The 17,226-nt window shown below is 60.0% G+C and carries 22 protein-coding genes and 1 pseudogene; 7 read left to right on the top strand and 16 right to left on the bottom strand.

From position 1 onward, the window contains the following. Positions 1 to 8: 8 nt before the first annotated feature. On the bottom strand, positions 9 to 1,427 hold the full coding sequence (locus AB5Y72_RS01605) for an IS66-like element ISUnCu16 family transposase (protein ID WP_201972752.1): 1,419 nt from the start codon (positions 1,425 to 1,427) through the stop codon (positions 9 to 11). A gap of 190 nt (positions 1,428 to 1,617) precedes the next feature. After that, complete coding sequence (locus AB5Y72_RS01600) at positions 1,618 to 3,375, bottom strand: hypothetical protein (protein WP_280094585.1); 1,758 nt, start codon at positions 3,373 to 3,375, stop codon at positions 1,618 to 1,620. A 302-nt stretch (positions 3,376 to 3,677) separates the two neighbouring features. Here AB5Y72_RS01600 and AB5Y72_RS01595 point away from each other — a divergent pair, with 302 nt between their 5' ends. Then, on the top strand, positions 3,678 to 3,890 hold the full coding sequence (locus AB5Y72_RS01595) for a hypothetical protein (protein WP_368198482.1): 213 nt from the start codon (positions 3,678 to 3,680) through the stop codon (positions 3,888 to 3,890). 102 nt (positions 3,891 to 3,992) lie between these two features. On the opposite strand, the gene AB5Y72_RS01590 is transcribed toward AB5Y72_RS01595, so the two are convergent. The 6 genes from AB5Y72_RS01590 to AB5Y72_RS01565 form a co-directional block, all read right to left on the bottom strand. Continuing rightward, positions 3,993 to 4,367: a hypothetical protein gene (locus AB5Y72_RS01590; RefSeq protein WP_368198481.1), complete on the bottom strand. Its 375-nt coding sequence runs from the start codon at positions 4,365 to 4,367 to the stop codon at positions 3,993 to 3,995. Positions 4,368 to 4,422: 55 nt separating this feature from the next. Continuing rightward, the gene (locus AB5Y72_RS01585; RefSeq protein WP_042079396.1) at positions 4,423 to 4,674 is read right to left on the bottom strand and encodes a hypothetical protein; all 252 of its coding nucleotides are present in this window, start codon (positions 4,672 to 4,674) and stop codon (positions 4,423 to 4,425) included. Positions 4,675 to 4,853: 179 nt separating this feature from the next. Next, entirely contained in the window at positions 4,854 to 5,756 is a 903-nt protein-coding gene (locus AB5Y72_RS01580) for a hypothetical protein (RefSeq protein ID WP_368198480.1), read from the bottom strand. 11 nt (positions 5,757 to 5,767) lie between these two features. Then, complete coding sequence (locus AB5Y72_RS01575; RefSeq protein ID WP_368198479.1) at positions 5,768 to 6,535, bottom strand: hypothetical protein; 768 nt, start codon at positions 6,533 to 6,535, stop codon at positions 5,768 to 5,770. Between the two features lie 12 nt (positions 6,536 to 6,547). Continuing rightward, positions 6,548 to 7,090, bottom strand: coding sequence for a hypothetical protein (locus AB5Y72_RS01570; protein ID WP_368198477.1), 543 nt, complete (start codon positions 7,088 to 7,090; stop codon positions 6,548 to 6,550). Between the two features lie 23 nt (positions 7,091 to 7,113). Further along, on the bottom strand, positions 7,114 to 7,398 hold the full coding sequence (locus AB5Y72_RS01565) for a DnaJ domain-containing protein (RefSeq protein ID WP_042079392.1): 285 nt from the start codon (positions 7,396 to 7,398) through the stop codon (positions 7,114 to 7,116). A 273-nt stretch (positions 7,399 to 7,671) separates the two neighbouring features. Between AB5Y72_RS01565 and AB5Y72_RS01560 the strand changes: the two genes are divergently transcribed. Then, positions 7,672 to 8,103 (top strand): calcium-binding EF-hand protein, encoded by a 432-nt coding sequence (locus AB5Y72_RS01560; protein WP_042079391.1) that lies wholly within the window; start codon positions 7,672 to 7,674, stop codon positions 8,101 to 8,103. Positions 8,104 to 8,177: 74 nt separating this feature from the next. Here AB5Y72_RS01560 and AB5Y72_RS01555 read toward each other — a convergent pair whose 3' ends face one another. The 5 genes and pseudogenes from AB5Y72_RS01555 to AB5Y72_RS01535 form a co-directional block, all read right to left on the bottom strand. Further along, the gene (locus tag AB5Y72_RS01555; RefSeq protein WP_368198476.1) at positions 8,178 to 8,702 is read right to left on the bottom strand and encodes a protein disulfide oxidoreductase; all 525 of its coding nucleotides are present in this window, start codon (positions 8,700 to 8,702) and stop codon (positions 8,178 to 8,180) included. Positions 8,703 to 8,705: 3 nt separating this feature from the next. Further along, a pseudogene (locus tag AB5Y72_RS01550) lies at positions 8,706 to 8,855 on the bottom strand (copper resistance protein); the annotation flags it as partial. A 14-nt stretch (positions 8,856 to 8,869) separates the two neighbouring features. Further along, on the bottom strand, positions 8,870 to 9,610 hold the full coding sequence (locus tag AB5Y72_RS01545) for a DsbA family protein (RefSeq protein WP_368198474.1): 741 nt from the start codon (positions 9,608 to 9,610) through the stop codon (positions 8,870 to 8,872). 10 nt (positions 9,611 to 9,620) lie between these two features. Further along, positions 9,621 to 11,660: a protein-disulfide reductase DsbD family protein gene (locus tag AB5Y72_RS01540; protein WP_368198473.1), complete on the bottom strand. Its 2,040-nt coding sequence runs from the start codon at positions 11,658 to 11,660 to the stop codon at positions 9,621 to 9,623. 53 nt (positions 11,661 to 11,713) lie between these two features. Beyond that, the gene (locus tag AB5Y72_RS01535; RefSeq protein ID WP_325783627.1) at positions 11,714 to 12,094 is read right to left on the bottom strand and encodes a hypothetical protein; all 381 of its coding nucleotides are present in this window, start codon (positions 12,092 to 12,094) and stop codon (positions 11,714 to 11,716) included. A gap of 164 nt (positions 12,095 to 12,258) precedes the next feature. On the opposite strand from AB5Y72_RS01535, the gene AB5Y72_RS01530 reads away from it, so the two are divergent. From AB5Y72_RS01530 to pspG, 4 genes are all read left to right on the top strand, one after another. Continuing rightward, complete coding sequence (locus AB5Y72_RS01530; RefSeq protein WP_042079387.1) at positions 12,259 to 12,987, top strand: 1-acylglycerol-3-phosphate O-acyltransferase; 729 nt, start codon at positions 12,259 to 12,261, stop codon at positions 12,985 to 12,987. 203 nt (positions 12,988 to 13,190) lie between these two features. Continuing rightward, the gene (pspA, locus tag AB5Y72_RS01525) at positions 13,191 to 13,853 is read left to right on the top strand and encodes a phage shock protein PspA (protein ID WP_325783628.1); all 663 of its coding nucleotides are present in this window, start codon (positions 13,191 to 13,193) and stop codon (positions 13,851 to 13,853) included. Between the two features lie 2 nt (positions 13,854 to 13,855). Beyond that, a complete protein-coding gene (locus AB5Y72_RS01520) occupies positions 13,856 to 14,062 on the top strand; it encodes a PspC domain-containing protein (protein ID WP_042079385.1) in 207 nt (68 codons plus the stop codon). A 41-nt stretch (positions 14,063 to 14,103) separates the two neighbouring features. Then, positions 14,104 to 14,322: an envelope stress response protein PspG gene (gene pspG / locus AB5Y72_RS01515; RefSeq protein ID WP_042079384.1), complete on the top strand. Its 219-nt coding sequence runs from the start codon at positions 14,104 to 14,106 to the stop codon at positions 14,320 to 14,322. A 50-nt stretch (positions 14,323 to 14,372) separates the two neighbouring features. Here the strand turns inward: pspG and AB5Y72_RS01510 are convergent, their stop codons facing one another. Both AB5Y72_RS01510 and rarD read right to left on the bottom strand, forming a co-directional pair. Next, positions 14,373 to 14,708: a GIY-YIG nuclease family protein gene (locus AB5Y72_RS01510; RefSeq protein ID WP_084203133.1), complete on the bottom strand. Its 336-nt coding sequence runs from the start codon at positions 14,706 to 14,708 to the stop codon at positions 14,373 to 14,375. Beyond that, positions 14,705 to 15,598 carry an EamA family transporter RarD gene (gene rarD, locus AB5Y72_RS01505; protein ID WP_325783630.1) on the bottom strand — a complete coding sequence of 298 codons (894 nt, stop codon included), beginning with the start codon at positions 15,596 to 15,598 and terminating at the stop codon, positions 14,705 to 14,707. Before rarD ends, AB5Y72_RS01510 begins: the two co-directional genes overlap by 4 nt. 102 nt (positions 15,599 to 15,700) lie before the next feature. On the opposite strand from rarD, the gene AB5Y72_RS01500 reads away from it, so the two are divergent. Continuing rightward, entirely contained in the window at positions 15,701 to 16,291 is a 591-nt protein-coding gene (locus AB5Y72_RS01500; protein WP_325783631.1) for a uracil-DNA glycosylase family protein, read from the top strand. Here the strand turns inward: AB5Y72_RS01500 and AB5Y72_RS01495 are convergent. Then, entirely contained in the window at positions 16,288 to 17,145 is an 858-nt protein-coding gene (locus AB5Y72_RS01495) for a DMT family transporter (RefSeq protein ID WP_065475521.1), read from the bottom strand. The two genes, AB5Y72_RS01500 and AB5Y72_RS01495, sit on opposite strands and share 4 nt — an antisense overlap. Positions 17,146 to 17,226 lie beyond the last annotated feature (81 nt).

Genomic DNA, 17,226 nt, shown 5'->3' with positions numbered 1-17,226 from the left:
GTAACCGTTCACCGGGAGGATGTTGACAACAACTCTTCCGGGAGCGGGTAGTCTGTTTTCTCTATGCAGGCACCGACCACGGCCCTCAGCCATTCCTGCGGACAGCGACCTAACCGCTTGGCTGTCTCTATCAAAGACAAGATGCGCTGCCGAAACAGCTCTCCCCGATGTGACCAAACGCCATAGCTCCCCTTGCGCCACAGCACATACCCGCGTAGCGCCCGTTCCGCCTCATTATTGGTCAAGGCTATCTCGTCGTTTTCCAGAAAACGCCACAGCATTTCATCATCCTTGAGCAGTAGCCGACAGCGACCTCGGTAGCGCTTGCTGCACAGCAAACTGCCTCGCCCCAGCTCTTTTCGCCAGCTTTGCCGACATCGCTCAAGCCTTCGCTGATATTGTTTCTGGCTCAACACGCCTTGTTCATAGCCATGTCGAACCCTGAATACGCTATTTGCGAGAAGCACCAGTCGGGCCCCAATGGGCTGATTGACCTTTTCGCCGCTGTCGGCAATCGCTGCCACATTGCGCAGTACATGGGCCCAGCACAGCTGACGCTGGCTGCTGTCGATGAAACGGTATCCTGCGTACTGGTCTGTCACCAACACGCCATCCAATTCTGAGCCCAGCAGCCGTTTGGCCGCATCCTGACCCCGGCCAAACGCCGTCATGAAACAGACGGCCACCTTGCTCAGTGCCAGCCACATCCAGCGCCGCTCACCACCACGCTGATGCCGTGTTTCATCGGCATGGATACAGGAGGCTGATTGCACTTGTTGTTTGATGGCCTGGTGCGTCGGGGTCAACATGGCACTGACTCGCCCTTGCGCCTCGCTGATGGCGCCGCGACTGAAGCTCAGGCCGAAGTGCTGTTTAAGCTGTTGTTGTATCTGGCTAATGCTCTGGTGAAACAGACCACTTTGCAGGGCGATGTAGCTCAGCAGGTTGGTCCCCATCTGGCTGCTGCTCACCGTCTCGGGCAACGGAGCCGGGCTGGTCTCGATGCAATGACAACAGGTGCCGCTAAAGAGCTGATGTTCGGTCACCCTGTAGCTGACCTCGGGCAGGTCAAAGACCTGATGGACGCGGTAGGGTTTGTCATGAAATACCACATTGCCCCCACAGCAGGCGCACTGTCTGGCAGGGTAATGGGGTATTACCGTCAGCCGTTCATCCGCTGGATGACGCTCACGCCGAGCGCCTTTGTGGCCCGGTTGGGCGCCGCGTTTTTTACCTGAGGCAAGGCGCGGCCGAGCAGGTGGTGGTGAGCCTGGCCCATCACTGGAAGGAGGCTTGGAGGAATTGCCGCTGTGCTGGTTGAGTCGGTCTTCTAGCTCGGCGATGCGCGCCATCAGCTTCTGAATAAGTTCATTAGCCTGCTCAAGGGTCAGCGGCGAAGCGGCCGGTGGGGTCATGGATGTGCTCATGCCCCTGATGGTGCCAAGCTGACAGGATCACGCAAGAGGCAATAGTGGATCACCGGACGATCGTCTCATTTTTTACCTGTCAACTGGTCTGGGTGAACCGTTACTCGAGATTGAACCCGTCGCCGGCGAGTCGGCAGTCGGGGAAAATCAGGAAGGGTAATAAAGAGAAAGGGCGCGAAAGCGCCCTTTTTTATACTTTGTACATCTGTTCTATAAGCTCATTAGTGAATCTCTGATCTTTTTTAGATAAAGTGTCACCAAGCGATTTATATGTCATTTTAGTCAGGGTGAATGCCTGTTCAATGCTTAATATTTTCTGTGAGTCAGATACTAAATCAATAATTTCCCTGATCACATGATCTAAATAACTGTGTATGTTTTCAATCAACATTTCAATGTAGCTAGGAGTTGTTCCACTATGAACAATCATATTTCTTGCGCGATAAATGCGGCGAATTTGCCAACCGATTCTTTTTGTATGTGATTCCAGTCCGTTGAGCATATTCTTAGGGCTTGAGTAAACATGCTCTAGATATTCAAATCGGTCCTTTAACAAATGAAAGTCATTAAATGAATTTTTAAATTCATTTCTTAATCCTTGATGCTCATCTATAGAAAGTAGCTTAGCTAACTTTACCACCTGATTTTCGCCTGAAACTTGTTTTAAAATTCTCTTTGTTTGTCCTCTGTTCCAATTAAATAGATCGCTAGTTAATCTAGCCACAAGTGTTTGATAATAGCTTAAGTTTAGGAATGGTATGATGCTGTTAACTATGTGCTCAATGTTGGATATTTTATCATCATTGCATGCAGGGATTATTGACTCTAAAGAAATCCATAGATTTAGCATTTGGTTTTCATTTGATTCACTCTTAAGTGCTAGAGAGTGAAGTTCTGCAGAGCGTGCAAAAATATTGAATGAATTTTTCTCAAGCCCAAACTCTGACAGAAAACGATTTGCTTGTTGTGCGGCTCTGGATTTTTTTTGGTCAATGCATTTATGCATGGCATTAATGCTTACTCTGGAGCGGTTAACTACTTTATCGGTGTCATCAATGATCAAGCAGTCGCTAGCCCAATTAAGTTGTTCCTTATGATGAAATAATCCAAAAATGGTACTTAATGTGTCTAAAATTTTTTCAGCTTTATTTTTTGCGGAGTGTGTGTCTCTTGATTTTATATCATCAACACATATGAAAACTTCATCTGCACCTTTGGTGAAGGAATGATTAGTTAGATCTACATCTAAATCATCTATTGTTTCAATTATCTTTACATTAAAGGTGGATAATGAGTCGCTATATAACTCTATATCTGATTTTGCTCTATATATTAGGCGGTATGACTTAACTTTATGAGAGAAAATATCAATAAAGTCTTTTATCGCTTCATTGCCAGAGATTCTATTTTTGTCGTAGTGGAAAAACTTCTTTGTTGTTTCTGAAATAAACTCTGAACTATAGCCAATATTTAGTAAAGTTGTTGCATAGCTTCTTGCTAATGAGCGAATAATAGAAAAGTTGTTTTCTCCATTGATAGTTTGGATAAGGAGCTCTTCATTTTTCTTCTTATACTTCTTAAGATATATTTGTCTAAGTATGAGCTCTATGACTATTTTCTTATCATCAGATTTTTGTTTTGGGTCTAACAAAACTGAATTTATTTGTTTCAACTCTAGAGATAATAAAGATTTCACGACGTGATCTTTTGATAAATTTTCACATAATTCATCTATTACATGCTGTAAATTTGGTTGTTTTATATTTCCTTTGTTTATCTCCTCAATGACTTCTAAGGCCTCCTCGCATAGCAGACTGGTATTCATTGCAGATGGTTTATAGGTATCTAAGGAAAAGTCGAAAAAAAGCTCATCAAACATTTGAGCGAAAAACAATAAGTTCTCTGTGCTTTTAATATTATCCCACTTATCTGTCTTGCGATATTTCATATTGTGCCTAACCCTGTATTACCCAAGGGGTATTGTTCTTGCAGAGTGCCGTAATAATATTTTAATTTTTATGTATGTGTTGAAGATTTTACCATGATACACGCATGTTATATTGTGATCCGTGCCGTAGGTTTGTTAGCGAAGCGTGATCAGACGTTTGCGTCAATCGGTTGCCACAATTCCGTTATAATCCATCCCACTCTTTCTAATGGCCACTGGGCCAATGGCGCGGACATTCAGACCTCGCCAGTCGCCCCACTGGCTAAGCTTGAAGAGGAGAGCACAGTGCCAGGAGGCCAATCATGGAGATCGACAAAGCCATCGGACTGATCGAGGCCCACGGAGCCTTTCACGGGGATCACTACAGCTTCAACAGCGGCGAGTTCGTGCAGTGGTGCGAGCAGGATGCCCACCAGACCCTTAGCCTGGAGCAGGCCAATCACGAGCTGGCGCCCTTCTGCATCCGGGTCGGTTACGCCGAGCCGGTCCGGTCGTGGCGTTACTATCTCACCTGACGCGGGCGGAGGGGCGAAGCCGCCTCGCCAGCCATCTGCGGGGAGCATCGAAAAAGGAGCCGGCAAGGCTCCTTTCTTGTGATGATGAGGCGGGCGAACCCCTCAACGATTGAAATCCCACGCGATGGGCAGCTCGATATCGAAGAGAAGCGCATCCTCTTCGAGGCGAAAGGGCAGGTCGGTCTGGTGCTGCTCATATCTGTCGACGATAAGACAACCCTCGAAGAAGTTGGATTCGTAGCCGAGGCGGGCCAGGCCCCGGGCGCCATCCTGATCGAGCGAGATGCCCAGCACCCGGGGCGGGTGCTCCTGGCTGAGGTGGACGCCGGGATTGCCCTCATCCACCAGCCGCTCCAGCAAGGGGAAGAAGTCTGGCCTGTGGGCTTCGATTGCCCGGGTGATGGCCTGTTCCAGCTCGGCGCGGCTGGCAAAGGGGCCACCTAGGGGGTAGCGGGTCTGGATCCTCTCCTGGTTCATGGTCTGCTCCTTGACGCTATTGCCGGCCTGGGGTGAGTGCCCCCTTGGTGGCCGCTCAGGCGGGGATGCGGCCGTTCTTCACCAGCGCCCGGCGGATGTTCCTGCACATCTTGCCAAAACTATAGAGCTCGTCGAAGGTGGGCGGGATGCCGCGCTGGATCTGGTATTGCCAGTAGCAGAGCTCGCTGTCGACCAGCTCCATCAGTTTCTTGGGGCAGCCGATGCAGCTGTTGTCCGGCCCGCACCTGAAGGTATCCGGTTGATAGAGCGGAAATTCCGCCTTCACGGCGTCGATGATCTGCTGCATTGCGGTAATGCGGTCCGGCTTTCTGCTCACGACCTTGCTCCCCGGCTCTGGTATGGGGGAGTCATTATATCCCTGACAAAATGTGGGCCAATGACGCTTAGGGGGTAGTCAGGCCTGAATGGATAGCACAACGCCCGGCAAGCCGGGCGTTGGAATACGCAGAAGGGAAAGACCCGTCATCAGAAGTCGTGATAGAGCGGCCAGCCGAGCAGGGGGTGCTTGAGACCGGCGCGCATCTCCATGTTGTCGAGCTTCTCCGGGGAGGCGTCCTCTTTTTGCAGCTGCTGGTACTGGCGCACAAAGCCGAGGGTATGCAGCAGGTTCGGCACGAAGCCCGGGCTCAGCTCCTGGCGCAGGGCCGCGGCCATGTCGGCGGGCAGCGCGCTCAGCATCAGGGCGAGCTGGGCGGCGAGATAGTCGGTGTTGTACCAGGCCTCGTCGAGCGCAATCTCCCGCGCCAGCTTGCGCTTGAGATCCTGCTTCACCTTGAGCGGGGCTGCGCCACTGCCCTTGCCGCAGAGGATGCGGTAGAGCAGGGCCTCGGCCAGCTTGTCCTCCATGGTGGGGTGGTCGCTCTCGCAGGCGAAGAAGTGCTGATCGATAAGCTCCATCAGGCGGCTCTTGTTGTGCTCGGCCAGCGCCTTCTCGTACTCCTGCCAGCCTTGCCACTCCTCGATGTCGGGGGGGCTCGAGATCTTGTCCAGCAGGCGGGCATCCACGTCACCGTAGAGGCTGTTGCCAGTCTGCTTGGGGCTGACGGTGATGAGCATGGACCAGCCCTTCTGGAACGGCTTGATGGGGCCTTCCGGTGCCTGCAACAGGGCCAGCGCCTTGGCCGGATCCCGCTGGGATAGCTCCTGCAGGCCCAGGCTCACCACGCCGATGACGTCGTGGGCGGCCTGCTCCAGCAGGTGCATCTTGTACTTGTTGTAGTACTTGTCGGCGAATTTGAGGCTCATCAGCACCGCCTTGCCCTTGATGGCGGCCAGCTGTTGCTCGCTCAGCCGTTCATTGTCGCGGCCAAAGCGCAGCACCTGGGTCAGAAAGGGGCCCTGGTTGGCATCGCGAATGACTAACTGCATGAATGGGCTCCTTAATCCAGAAAGCTGAACATGTCGTCGACGTCGCCGTACTCGTCTTCCTCGACCTTGTTCTTCTCTTTGGCCTGCATCACCAGCTCGGCGGCAAACTTGTTGATGATGCCGTCCCAGGTCGAGTGTTCGCTCCGCAGCAGCGACTTGATGGACTTCTCCACCTCGGGGGCCAGCTCGCGGATGAGCATCAACAGGCTTCTCGGGTCATCCAGCGCGTAGTCGTGGACATCTTCGCTCTGCTGGCGCTCGCTGTAGCGCAGGGACTCTTCGAGATCTTCCTCTTCGGCGTGCAGCACGTCGCGATAGCCTTCGTCCTCTTCATAGCGATCGCCACGATAGAACTCGATAAAGGGGATGGCGAGGTAGAAGAGACCAGCCGGATCCTCGGCCACGCACTCGAGGATCTCCCGCTGCTTGGCTTCGCTATCCTGGGTGCGGATCAGGTAGTTGAGGAAGTCGAAGGTGTGCTGTTGCAGCTCGTCGGCGTTGTTCTTGATCGCCTCTTCCCAGTAGAGCGGCTGCTGGCAGACGATGTCGCGGATCCGCTCCGGGGTCATCAGCTCGGAGATGATGGAGGGGAAGGAGATGTCGTGCTGGCCGTTGATCTGGGTCAGGGTAACGATATCAATGTTTTCAATCACTTCTGCCAACTGGTCGTCAGACATGGTCTTGGCGATCAGCTCGAACTTCTCGCTGGCCTGCTTCGGCTCGATAACGGCCAGCTCTTTGATCTCGATGGCGGTAATTTCTATCAGACTGTTGCTCATGCCTTGCCCCAATTAGAAACGGACTTCGTCGTACATATCCTGCTCGCCGTCGTCATCACCATAGCGGTCGTTGCCGCCGTGGTAGTCGGCGTCGGCATCTTCCCCGTCTTCATCCTCTTCGTCGCGCAGCTCATAGTCGTCATCGGCACGGTGGCTGCCGCGCGGCAGCGGGTTGTCGAGCAGGAACAGCACGGCGCAGGCTTCCATCAGCTGATCTTCACTCTGGGCCCGCACCGCCTTGACCAGCGGCAGGACGGCGTTGTTGAAGCCGACACTCACCTTGAACTCGTCCCAGCTCGGCTGCTCGCCGCTGGCGAGCCACTTGTTCCACTGCGACTTGGCCTTGGGCGGGAACTGCACCCGGCCATAGAGGGCGAGCGGCAGGTATTCGGGCATAAACTCCAGCATGCTCATGTCGGCCAGCAGCAGGGCCTTCATCTGGTCGGTGAACTGCTCGAGACCCTTGGGGTCTTCCTGATCCCGGTAGGATTCGATGTTTTCACTGGCATCGCTTTGCAGGGCCTTGAGCCGTGCCTGGTCCCATTTATTTTGCATAGTCGCTCTTCTTGCCTGGTGGCTCAGGGGTAGAACTGGTCCCACATCTCCTGCATGGCAGCAGCGGGATCGGTCACGATGACGTTGTTGAAATCCTTGATAAAGGCGGCCCGCTGTTTCGGATCGGACAGCACTTCATAAGCCTGCTTTACCTGGTGCAGCCTGAGAGCTGCCTGCTCTTTCTCTTCTTCGCTCGCCCCGTGCAGCTTGTCGGGATGGTACTGGTTCGACAGCCGACGATAGGCTTTTTTGATGTCGTTTTCACTGGCGTTGGACTTGACGCCCAGCACCCGGAAGTAGTTGTTCATGACGGATCCTGCCTCACTGGCATGGTGGAATTCATCCTGTGTCGGCCTGGTGGCGGAACGTCGGCAAACCAGGCTCGGCAAAAACCGGAGATTTTAACGGAAACCGCCCTCCATCGCCATGAATAGGAAGAAAAGTAACCAGAGGAGTGCGCGGCGGGTGCGCCTTGGGATCCACCTCCCGGTGGGTGACCGTCTCGGGGCTACACTACAGGAGGCGTCGGGCCGTCCCGGGGAGCGGGGCCCGGCTCGGACCATCACAAGGAGTAGACAGCCATGTTCAAACAGTATCTTCTGTCCCTGGCGTTGTTGAGCGGCGCCGCCCTGGCCGCCGAGGAGCCCCTCGACGAGCCCATGATGTTCATGAAGGGGGACATTACCAAGGCCCAGTTCATGGAAAGAGCCGAGCAGCGTTTCGCCCGGCAGGACACCGACAAGGATGGCACCCTGTCGGTGGCCGAGAGAGAGGCCGCCATGGCCAGGATGCACGAGGCGATGCAGCAGTCCGGCAAGGCCATGCCGGGCAAGATGGGGAACATGGGCAACATGAGGCCGATGCAGGACACCACCAAGGCACAGTTCATGGAGCGTCATGAGGCCGTCTTCACCAAGATGGACAAGAATGGCGATGGTGTGCTCGACGAGGCCGAGCGGGCCAGCGCCAGGGGGAGGCTCGGGCAGGGGATGATGGCGCCCGCGCAACAATAGGCTTGCCAGCCTCAAGATGAAAAAAGAGCCCGGTAGCGATACCGGGCTCTTTGCATTCCTTGCGTGGCGACGGCTTACCAGCGAGCCCACAGCAGCCGCAGCTTGAGCCCCCAGCGGCTGCTCCAGCCCGTGGTGCTGCTCACCAGCTCCCCATCCCTGATGATGAGAAAGCTGGGGGTGACTCCCACCTGCCAGCGGGCAGCCAGATCCCCCGACTCGTCGTTGTGGGTCGGGAAGGTCAGCCCCTTCTTGCCCATCCCCTGGCTCAGCTGTTCAGCGTTGCCGGAGCGCAGGGCCACCGTCAGCACGTTCTCGCCTTCCTGCCAGAGCTGCTCCACCGTGTGGGTGGTGAAGCGGCACACGCCGCACCAGCTGGCCCAGTAGTAGACCAGCAGCGCCCTGCCGCGGCTCTGTTCGGCCAGGTTGGTGATGGTGCCATCCTGCAGGGTGAGGGGGGCCTCCATGGCCCCCGCCGGCAGGCTGGGGCCGCGCCACAGATCCAGCAGGGTGGAGACGACCAGCGCCATCAGCATCAGCCAGAGCGCCTCCTTGCCCCAGCGTCGCCAGCGCGGTGCCTTTACAGCGACATCCTCAACCATGATTTAGCTCCGCCTGGCCAGCTCGGCCTTCACCAGCCGTTCCAGCTCGTCATAGGGGAGGGCGCCAGGCACCAGCTGGTTGCCGATAAGCGTCGCCGGGGTGCCCTGCACGCCCAGCAGAGTGCCGATGCGAAGTCGGTGTGGTCGCAGCTCCATCCATGGCCTCCTCATGCCCGTTTGGCCAGCTCGGCCTTCACCAGCCGTTCCAGCTCGTCATACGAGATGGCGCCAGGCACCAGCTGGTTGCCGATAAGCGTCGCCGGAGTGCCCTGCACGCCAAGAAGAGTGCCGATGCGCAGGCTGTTGCGCAGCTCCTCGGTGGCCTTGCCTTCCGGCTTGAGGGTCAGGTTATCGGTGGCCGCCAGCGCCTTGTTGATGTCCGCCTCGGTCAGCATCCCCTGCTTGCTCATCAGCTTGTCGTGCAGGGGGAGGAAGCGGGCCGGATCCTGCTGCCACAGGGTAAGGCTGTACTGGGCCGCCTTGGCGGAGCTCTGCCCCTTGAACGGCAGCAGCTTGATCACCAGCCCCAGATCGTCGGGATAGGCCTCAAGCAGCTTGGTCAGCTGGGGATCGAACTGCTTGCAGTAGGGGCAGTTGTAATCGGTGAACAGCACCAGGGTCAGTTTGGGGTTCCTGGCCCCCAGGCGCGGGCTGGTGGCGCTGTTGAACAGCACCTCCTGGTTGCTCTTGATGAAGTCGCCGAGCTGGGCCTCCTGGGCGGCGGCGTTCTGCTTCTCCCAGGACTCGGCGGCCTCGTCCAGGATCTTCGGGTTCTGCACCAGAGTCTCGCGAATGAGCTCCTTGATGCGGGCCTCCTGCTCCGGGGTGAAGGGGGCGGCGTGCAGCAGTGGGGCGCTCAGGCCGCCGGCAACCAGGGCGGTACACAGGGTCAGGGTACGCAGGTTCATGGCATTCTCCTTAGAAATGGGGGCCGGGCTGGATGAGACCGGCCTTGTTCAAGACGTTGAGCAGCTCGGCCTTGTCCAGCAGGGGGGAGAGACTCTCCCCTTCGGGCAGGCCGGGCCCGTAGATCTGGTTGAAGGGGACGGCGGCGGCGCCGCGCTGGCGCAGGAAGGCGGCGATGGCATCGCTCGGCCGGCTCCAGTCGCCGCGCAGGGCCACCACGTCCGGGGCGGACAGGGCCTCCTGCACCTCGCCCTGCAGCAGCACGTTGTATTTGTTGGCCTTGCAGGTGACGCACCAGTCGGCGGTGACGTCCACGAAGACCCGCTTGTGCTGGGCCAGTGCCTCGACGATGGCCTGCTCGGAGAGGGGCTGCCAGGCGACTCTGTCTATGCTGCCCGACCCCTGCACCGTGAGGGCGCCCCCCAGCAGCAGGGCGCCGCCGATGAGGGCCGAGAGGGAGAGGGCCAGGGTGAAGCCGCGCATGCCGTAACGCCAGATGATGCCAATCAGCAGCGCCAGCACCATGGCCACCATCAGCCAGCCGGTGGTCGTGCTGCCCAGATGGTTGCCGAGCAGGCTCGCCAGCCAGAGGCTGGAGCCCAGCATCATCAGCCCGAGCAGGATGCGCAGGTGCCCCATCCAGCGGCCCGGTTTGGGCAGCCAGAGGGCGAGGCGCGGCAGGGCCGCCACCAGCAGCCAGGGCAGGCTCATGCCAAGGCCGAGGGCCGTGAAGATGAGCCAGAGCTGGCCGAGGGGCGCCGCCAGTGCAAAGGCCACCGCGGTGCCGAGGAAGGGGGCCGAGCAGGGGGTCGCCAACAGGGTGGCGAAGCTCCCCTGCAGGAAGTGGCCACCGAGACCCTTGCCGCCGCTGGTGGCGAGACGGGTGCTGAGATTGCTGGGCAGGCGGATTTCGAACAGGCCCAGCAGGTTGGCGCAAAACAGCAGGGTCACCGCCACCATGAAGCCGATGAAGCCGGCGCTCTGGAACTGGATCCCCCAGCCGACGGCCCCTTGAGTCGCGCGCAGCAGGCTGCTCATGGCCGCCAGCACCCAGAAGGAGGCGAGGATGCCGGCGCTGGCGGCCAGGAACTGCCTGCGCACCCGGTGCTGTTCGCTCTCCTGCCGTTGCAGCACAGAGCCGAGTTTCAGGGCCAGCACCGGCAGCACGCAGGGCATCAGGTTGAGGATGAGGCCGCCAAGCAGCGCCGCCCCCAGCAGCCAGATGAGAGGCTGGCCTGGGACCGGCAGGGCGATGGGCCCGGCGATGGGGGCGCGGGTCTGCCAGGCCTGATCGCCGCTGGTGAGCAGCAGGCCGAGGGACTGACCGCGCAAGTCGGGCGCATCTCCCTGCCAGCCGTCGCTCACCGGCACCCGGGCGATCAGGGTGCTGCCGCTCACCTCGAGCGCGGGCTTGCCAAACTCGACCCCCTCCAGCGCATCGATGAAGAGGGTGGGCGACTGCCAGCCATCCGCCCGTTCGGCCCGCAGCTGCAGCTGGTTTTGCTGGTAGCCGAGCTCGACCCGGGTGTCGGCGGGCAGAGGCTGGGGCAGGGTGCTCATGGCCCGGGCCCAGCCGAAGTCAAAACCGGCCGGTGCCTGCCCATCCACCGCCAGGGTGAAGGGGTAGTCGGTCAGGATGCAGACATTGCTGCAGGTGGAGAGGCGCAAGGTGCCCTTGAGCGGCTGCCCGGCCGGGTAGTCGAGGCTCAGGGGGAAGCGCACCTGCTCCTGATAGCCCTGGGTGCTGAGCCCGCCCACCTCGAAAGGGCGCGGCGTGGGCCAGTGCCACTGGACGTTGCCGACCGGCTGATCCCACAGGATCTGGGGCGCTATGCCCCCTTCACCCGGACTGCGCCAGTAGGTTTTCCAGCCGGATTCGAGGGCCACCTCGAGCAGGATGCGGGTGTGGTCTGGGGCGCTGCGGTCGGCTTGCAGCCGGATCCTGGCGTGATCGTTCCGGGGGCTGGTGAGCCAGCCCGTATCGCTGGCCAATCCGCTGTATTGCCACAGCAGGCAGCCCAGTAGCAGGACCGCCTTGAAGAGAGTTGACATGTTTTTGGTCTCGCAAAAAATGAGTGACAGCTAACGAAACAACGCGGCTGAACTCATTCCCGCCAGACACAGAGGGTGAGGTGGAGTCGTCGTTCCGGGGGCGAGACGGCCCGTGGCGGCGGCAGTGGCGGCGTGTAGCGCCAGAGCGGCGCCAGCAGGGCGATGAGCAGCGCCACCGCGAAGAACAGCTGCTCGACGCAGAGCAGGCTGGCGGCACTCAGCCACTTGCCGTTGAGCTGGCAACCGTTGGGCTGGGGGCTGGAGGTGCTGGCCTTGTTGGCCTGGTCGTCGGCCGTCACGGAGGAGGGCAGGGCCTGGCAGCTGATGGCGTGATCGAGCAGGGCGAGTCGGGCCAGCGGCTGGGCCGCGCAATTGAGCACCAGCAGGCAGACCAGCAGCAGGAGTCGTGTCGCCCAGCGTTGTTGGTGAATCATGCTCGCCCCGTTCATCAAGATGGGCACATCCTAACGACCAACGGCGGGTGGGGCAAGCCGGAAGGCGAGGGGGACGTGCGAGGCTGGTCGGTTCTGTCTGGCGAACGCTTGTTCGCTAAAAGGGGGACCAGTATACTGCGCCGAGTCAAATTCCGAGGTGTTCGATGCTCAAACTTGCCCGTGTGCTGCTGCTGGCCCTGCTGCTCATCTTCTGGTTCGTCTTCGGCCTGTTGCTCTGCCTAGTGCGCCCGCGCCACCCCAACAACGTCTATGTCTTCGCCCGCATGTACCACGCGGTCTGCCCGCTGATCGGGCTCAAGGTACGGGTGATCATTCCGGAGGAGGTCAAGTCGGTGGGCCCGGCCGTCTACGTCTGCAACCACCAGAGCAACTACGACATCTTCACTGTGACCGGTGCCGTGCGCCCCGGCGTGGTGGCGGTGGGCAAGAAGAGCCTGCTGTGGCTGCCTTTCTTCGGCCTCATCTTCTGGCTCTCCGGCAACGTGCTGATCGACAGATCCAACCGCTCCCGCGCCATCGGCACCATAGGCCAGGTGGTGGATCGCATCAAGCATCGCGGCACCTCCATCTGGATGTTCCCGGAAGGGACCCGCTCTCAGGGTCGCGGCCTGCTGCCGTTCAAGGCCGGTGCCTTCCATACCGCAGTGCAGGCCGAGGTGCCCGTGGTGCCCATCGTCTGCTCCAGCTACTTCGGTCAGATCGATCTGAACCGCTGGGACAACGGCGAGGTGCTGCTGGAGATGCTGCCCCCCCTGTGCAGCAAGGAGCACGGCGCAGCCGGGATCCGCGAGTTGTCCGACACCTGCCGGGAGAAGATGGAAGCCAAGCTGGTGGAGCTGGATGGCAAGCTGGGCCATAGGCCGGCGGCTTGAACCCGGTTGCAGAGAGAGGGAGCCGCTGGCTCCCTTTTTTATTGGTGAAAATCACCATGTAGTTGGCTTTTTTCGCCATATCGCGTCCCTTCAATTCTCGTCATCAAGAGTCATCTATATGTAATAAAAGGAAAAAATATTCTGGCACGGCTCTTGTAATGTCATGGAAAGAGAGTGACATCCCATCAACAAGGAGCCAGACCATGAGCGTATTCAGCCGCCTGACCGACGTGATCAATGCCAACCTGCACAGCCTGCTCGACAAGAGCGAAGAGCCGGAGAAGATGCTGCGCCTGATGATCGAGGAGATGGAGCAGGTCCAGGTCGAGATGAGGACCCAGGCCGCCCGCGTCATCGCCGAACAGAAACAGCTGGAGCGCCATCAGCAGGCGCTGCGCCACCGGATCCAGGAGTGGGCAGCCAAGGCCGAACTCGCCATCCAGAAGGGCCGCGAAGATCTCGCCCGTGCCGCCCTCACCGAGAAGCTGGCGGAGATGAAGCAGTGCGAGCGGCTGGAAGAGGACAAGGCGCGGGTGGCCGAGGTGCTGGCCCAGCTCACCGCCGACAGCGAGCGGCTGGCGGCCAAGCTGACCGAGGCGCGGGAGAAGCAGAAGATGCTGACCCTGCGCGAGCAGACCGCCCATAGCCGCATTCGTGCCCGTGCCCAGGTGGACAACCAGCGCATGCACGAGCTGGTGGCCCGCTTCGACGGCTTCCAGAACCGGGTGGATCAGCTGGAAGCCCAACTGGAGGCGGCGACCCTGGGGCAGAATCCCTCCCTCGAGGCCCAGTTCCGCGAGCTGGAGCTGAACGACGAGATCGAGCGCGAGCTGGCCCGTCTAAAAGGCCACAAGGCGGAGGCCTAATCATGACACCCTGGCCCAAGGATCTCGCCCATCGCAAGCTGACCGGAGTCTGCGCCGGCCTCGCCAACGGGCTGGGGGTGTCCAGGGTGACGGTGCGGGTGGCGGCCCTGCTGGCGCTGATCCTGATGCCGCCCCTGGCGCTGGCCGCCTATCTGCTGGCGGTGCTGATCATGCCGCCCCGCCGTGAATTGAAGCGCTGGCTGGATTGACCCGAGTCACTCAGCGGCATTAACCCAGTGAGGAGCACAACATGCTGGAATTTATCGTCTTGATCCTGGTGCTGATCGGCATGGCGCTGACCGGATTCACCGTGTTGGCCATGCTGCTGGTGAGCGGGGTCTTCGTGCTGTTTGGCGCCCTGGCCGGCATGTTTGCCCTCATCATCAAGCTGGCGCCCTGGTTGCTGCTGGTGCTGGTGGTGTGCTGGCTGCTTGGCAACAGGCGCAGGCAGTCGAACACCTACCGTTAAGCCTCCCTGAACTCGCATCCTTCCTTGGCCACTGCTTGCAGTGGCCCTTTTTATGGGCGCGACACGGGTTCGGTGTGCGGGGTGGCAAGCCAGGAAAGGCTCCAGTCGTGCCACAGCGCCGGCTCTTGCACCAGGCGCTCCTTGAACGCCTTGCTCTGCTGCTTGAGGCGGTACTCGAGGCGCAGCGCCTCGCGTTTGCCGGGAACCTCCTGCTGCCACGCCAGCGTCAGGGGCCCCTTGCCGCGCAGGGCTCTGGCCCCCTTGCCGCTCTGGTGCTGACGCAGGCGCCGCTCGGGATCCGTGCTGATCCCCGCATAGAGTGCCCCGGCGCCGGTGCGCACCAGATAGACAAACCAGGGGGAGGGCGTGTCGGTGGCGAGGGTCACGAGGTGCGCCACCTTGCCCGCCGACCCCCGAGCCGGTGCAGGGGCAGTAGGCTCACCAGCAGGCCAGCCCAGACGAAGGCAAAGCCCACGGATTTCACCGGATCCGGGATCTCGCCAAACCAGAAGAGGGCGAGCAGGAAGGCGAGGCTCGGCTCTATGTATTGCAACAGGCCCACGGTGCTCATGGGGGTGCGCGTCACCGCGTAGCAGAACAGCCCCACCGGCAGCAGGGTGGCGGGCGCACTGCCCATCAGCAGCAGCTTGTCGGCCCAGTCTCCTGCCATAAACTGGCTGGTGCCCTGCAAGGTCAGCCAGCCGAGGACGAGCAGGGCGACGGGCAACTGCACCAGGGACTCCAGATAGAGGCTGGTGCCGGCGTCCAGTCTCACCTTCTTCTTGATGAGGCCGTAGAGGGCAAAGTTGGCCCCCATCACGAGGGAGAACCAGGGCAGCTCGCCGTAGGAGAAGAGCATGTAGGCGAGCCCCGCCAGGGCGAGCGCCACCGCCAGGTGTTTCTGCGGGGTGAGCCTCTCTTTCAGGAAGAGTACCGCAAAGGCGATGTTGAACAGCGGGGTCATGAAGAAGGCGAGGCTGGTGGCCAGCACCTGGCCCGTGGTCAGGCACCAGGTGAACATGCACCAGCTGATGGACATCACGGGGCCCGCCAGCAGCACGAGACCGAGCTGACGGGGATCGCCGCGCAGGGCCGCCCAGGGCACCCGATGGCCGAGCAGCAGCAACAGCCCCCCCAGCAGCACCACGGACCAGAGCACCCGGTGGGAGAGCAGTTCCCACATGTTGATCTCGGGCATGAACTGGTAATAGAGGGGCAGCATGCCCCACAGCACGAATGAGAGGGCCGCGCTGCCGGTGCCCATCCAGTTCTTCATCTCTCTCCGTTTATTAAACTAAACAATGGCGGCTGCATGATAAGTATCCGCCGCCACTTTCACAAGCGGGAGCGGGGAGAAAACTCTGGTACTATCGGGTCCATGAACCGACTCGATATCCTGTTTGAACAGATCCGGGCCTGCCGCCTGTGCGAGGCCCACCTGCCGCTCGGCCCAAGGCCGGTGATCCGCGGCAACGAGCGCGCCCGTCTGCTGATCATCGGCCAGGCGCCTGGCACCCGGGTACATGCCAGCGGCATCCCCTGGGACGATCCCTCCGGCGATCGCCTGCGTCAGTGGCTCGGGGTGGACAAGGCCACCTTTTACGATGAATCCCGTATCGCCATCATGCCGATGGGGCTCTGTTACCCCGGCAAGGGCAAGTCAGGAGATCTGCCGCCGCGCCCCGAATGTGCGCCCACCTGGCACGACAAGGTGCTGATGCTGCTGCCCAACATCGAGCTGACCCTGCTGATAGGCCAATATGCGCAAGCCTACTACCTGCGGGATGCGGCGAAAGGGTCGCTGACCGAGACGGTACGCAGCTGGACGGACTACGGCCCGGCCTGGTTGCCGCTGCCGCACCCGTCACCGCGCAACACCTTCTGGCTCAAGAAGAACCCCTGGTTCGAGCAGGATGTGATCCCCCATCTGCAACAAAGGGTCGCCCCCCTGCTTGACCCTGCCGGCTAGAGTGCCGGCTCGGCCTGCGGCTTGGGCTTGCTGCGGGCCATGGCGATGAGCGGCAGTATGATGCACAGGCACCCCAGCAGCAGCGGCAGGCCCGGCTGCTCGTCGAACAGCCACACCCCGATGGCGACCGCCATCAAGAGGCCGGTGTACTCCGCCGAGGCGATTTTGCTCGCCTCCGCCTTGCGGTAGGCCACCACACACAACCCCGCATAGACCATGATCAGCGCCGAAGAGCCGAAGGCGGGCCACCACATCTGCCACTGCCAGTCGCCCCCTTCCCACCAGGCCAGCGCCATGATGAAGGGCATGCTCAACACGTTGGTAAAGAACAGGGTCTGGGCGATGGGCTGCTGGAGCGGGATCCGCTTGATCAGCAGATTGTTGAGTGCCATGGAGAGCGCCACCCCGAGCGCTGCCAGCGCCGCCCAGTTCACCTCGGTGGGGCGCAGCACGATCAGCACCCCGACAAAGCCGATGAAGGCGGTCAGCACCTTCTGGCGCGAGATTGCTTCCCCCGCCAGCCACACCGCCAGCGGCACCATCATCAGCGGCGCCGCATAGAAGAGGGCGTTGGCGGTGGCCAGCGGCAGCCGGGTGAGGGCGATCACCATCAGGCAGACGCCGACGGCCCAGATATGGGCTCGCAGCAGGTGCCACTTGAGCGCCACCGGCGGGTTGCGACGCCATGACCAGAGCAGCCAGGGGGCCAGCAGGATGGCGGCGGAGAGCTGGCGGAAGAAGACGAACTGGAACACCGGCTGGTCCGGCTCCAGCACCTTGACCAGGGCGTCGGAAAAGACCGCCACCATATTGCCCAGCACCAGATAAAGGATGCCGATCCCCACTGCATTCATACCACCTCCCATGTTTGATGAGGGAAGGGTAGCCCGCGTGCCGTTATCCAGTAAAATGATAAAAAGTCACCATGCATGAGA

It is taken from the genome of Aeromonas sp. R7-4, assembly GCF_040908055.1.
GTDB lineage: Bacteria > Pseudomonadota > Gammaproteobacteria > Enterobacterales > Aeromonadaceae > Aeromonas > Aeromonas sanarellii.
This window is presented reverse-complemented; position numbering and strand designations above follow the sequence as displayed.

Coding starts and splice junctions, on each gene's coding strand:
- AB5Y72_RS01605 (WP_201972752.1), bottom strand. CDS start 1,427: ATGAGCACATCCATGACCCCACCGGCCGCTTCGCCGCTGACCCTTGAG.
- AB5Y72_RS01600 (WP_280094585.1), bottom strand. CDS start 3,375: ATGAAATATCGCAAGACAGATAAGTGGGATAATATTAAAAGCACAGAG.
- AB5Y72_RS01595 (WP_368198482.1), top strand. CDS start 3,678: ATGGAGATCGACAAAGCCATCGGACTGATCGAGGCCCACGGAGCCTTT.
- AB5Y72_RS01590 (WP_368198481.1), bottom strand. CDS start 4,367: ATGAACCAGGAGAGGATCCAGACCCGCTACCCCCTAGGTGGCCCCTTT.
- AB5Y72_RS01585 (WP_042079396.1), bottom strand. CDS start 4,674: ATGCAGCAGATCATCGACGCCGTGAAGGCGGAATTTCCGCTCTATCAA.
- AB5Y72_RS01580 (WP_368198480.1), bottom strand. CDS start 5,756: ATGCAGTTAGTCATTCGCGATGCCAACCAGGGCCCCTTTCTGACCCAG.
- AB5Y72_RS01575 (WP_368198479.1), bottom strand. CDS start 6,535: ATGAGCAACAGTCTGATAGAAATTACCGCCATCGAGATCAAAGAGCTG.
- AB5Y72_RS01570 (WP_368198477.1), bottom strand. CDS start 7,090: ATGCAAAATAAATGGGACCAGGCACGGCTCAAGGCCCTGCAAAGCGAT.
- AB5Y72_RS01565 (WP_042079392.1), bottom strand. CDS start 7,398: ATGAACAACTACTTCCGGGTGCTGGGCGTCAAGTCCAACGCCAGTGAA.
- AB5Y72_RS01560 (WP_042079391.1), top strand. CDS start 7,672: ATGTTCAAACAGTATCTTCTGTCCCTGGCGTTGTTGAGCGGCGCCGCC.
- AB5Y72_RS01555 (WP_368198476.1), bottom strand. CDS start 8,702: ATGGTTGAGGATGTCGCTGTAAAGGCACCGCGCTGGCGACGCTGGGGC.
- AB5Y72_RS01545 (WP_368198474.1), bottom strand. CDS start 9,610: ATGAACCTGCGTACCCTGACCCTGTGTACCGCCCTGGTTGCCGGCGGC.
- AB5Y72_RS01540 (WP_368198473.1), bottom strand. CDS start 11,660: ATGTCAACTCTCTTCAAGGCGGTCCTGCTACTGGGCTGCCTGCTGTGG.
- AB5Y72_RS01535 (WP_325783627.1), bottom strand. CDS start 12,094: ATGATTCACCAACAACGCTGGGCGACACGACTCCTGCTGCTGGTCTGC.
- AB5Y72_RS01530 (WP_042079387.1), top strand. CDS start 12,259: ATGCTCAAACTTGCCCGTGTGCTGCTGCTGGCCCTGCTGCTCATCTTC.
- pspA (WP_325783628.1), top strand. CDS start 13,191: ATGAGCGTATTCAGCCGCCTGACCGACGTGATCAATGCCAACCTGCAC.
- AB5Y72_RS01520 (WP_042079385.1), top strand. CDS start 13,856: ATGACACCCTGGCCCAAGGATCTCGCCCATCGCAAGCTGACCGGAGTC.
- pspG (WP_042079384.1), top strand. CDS start 14,104: ATGCTGGAATTTATCGTCTTGATCCTGGTGCTGATCGGCATGGCGCTG.
- rarD (WP_325783630.1), bottom strand. CDS start 15,598: ATGAAGAACTGGATGGGCACCGGCAGCGCGGCCCTCTCATTCGTGCTG.
- AB5Y72_RS01500 (WP_325783631.1), top strand. CDS start 15,701: ATGAACCGACTCGATATCCTGTTTGAACAGATCCGGGCCTGCCGCCTG.
- AB5Y72_RS01495 (WP_065475521.1), bottom strand. CDS start 17,145: ATGAATGCAGTGGGGATCGGCATCCTTTATCTGGTGCTGGGCAATATG.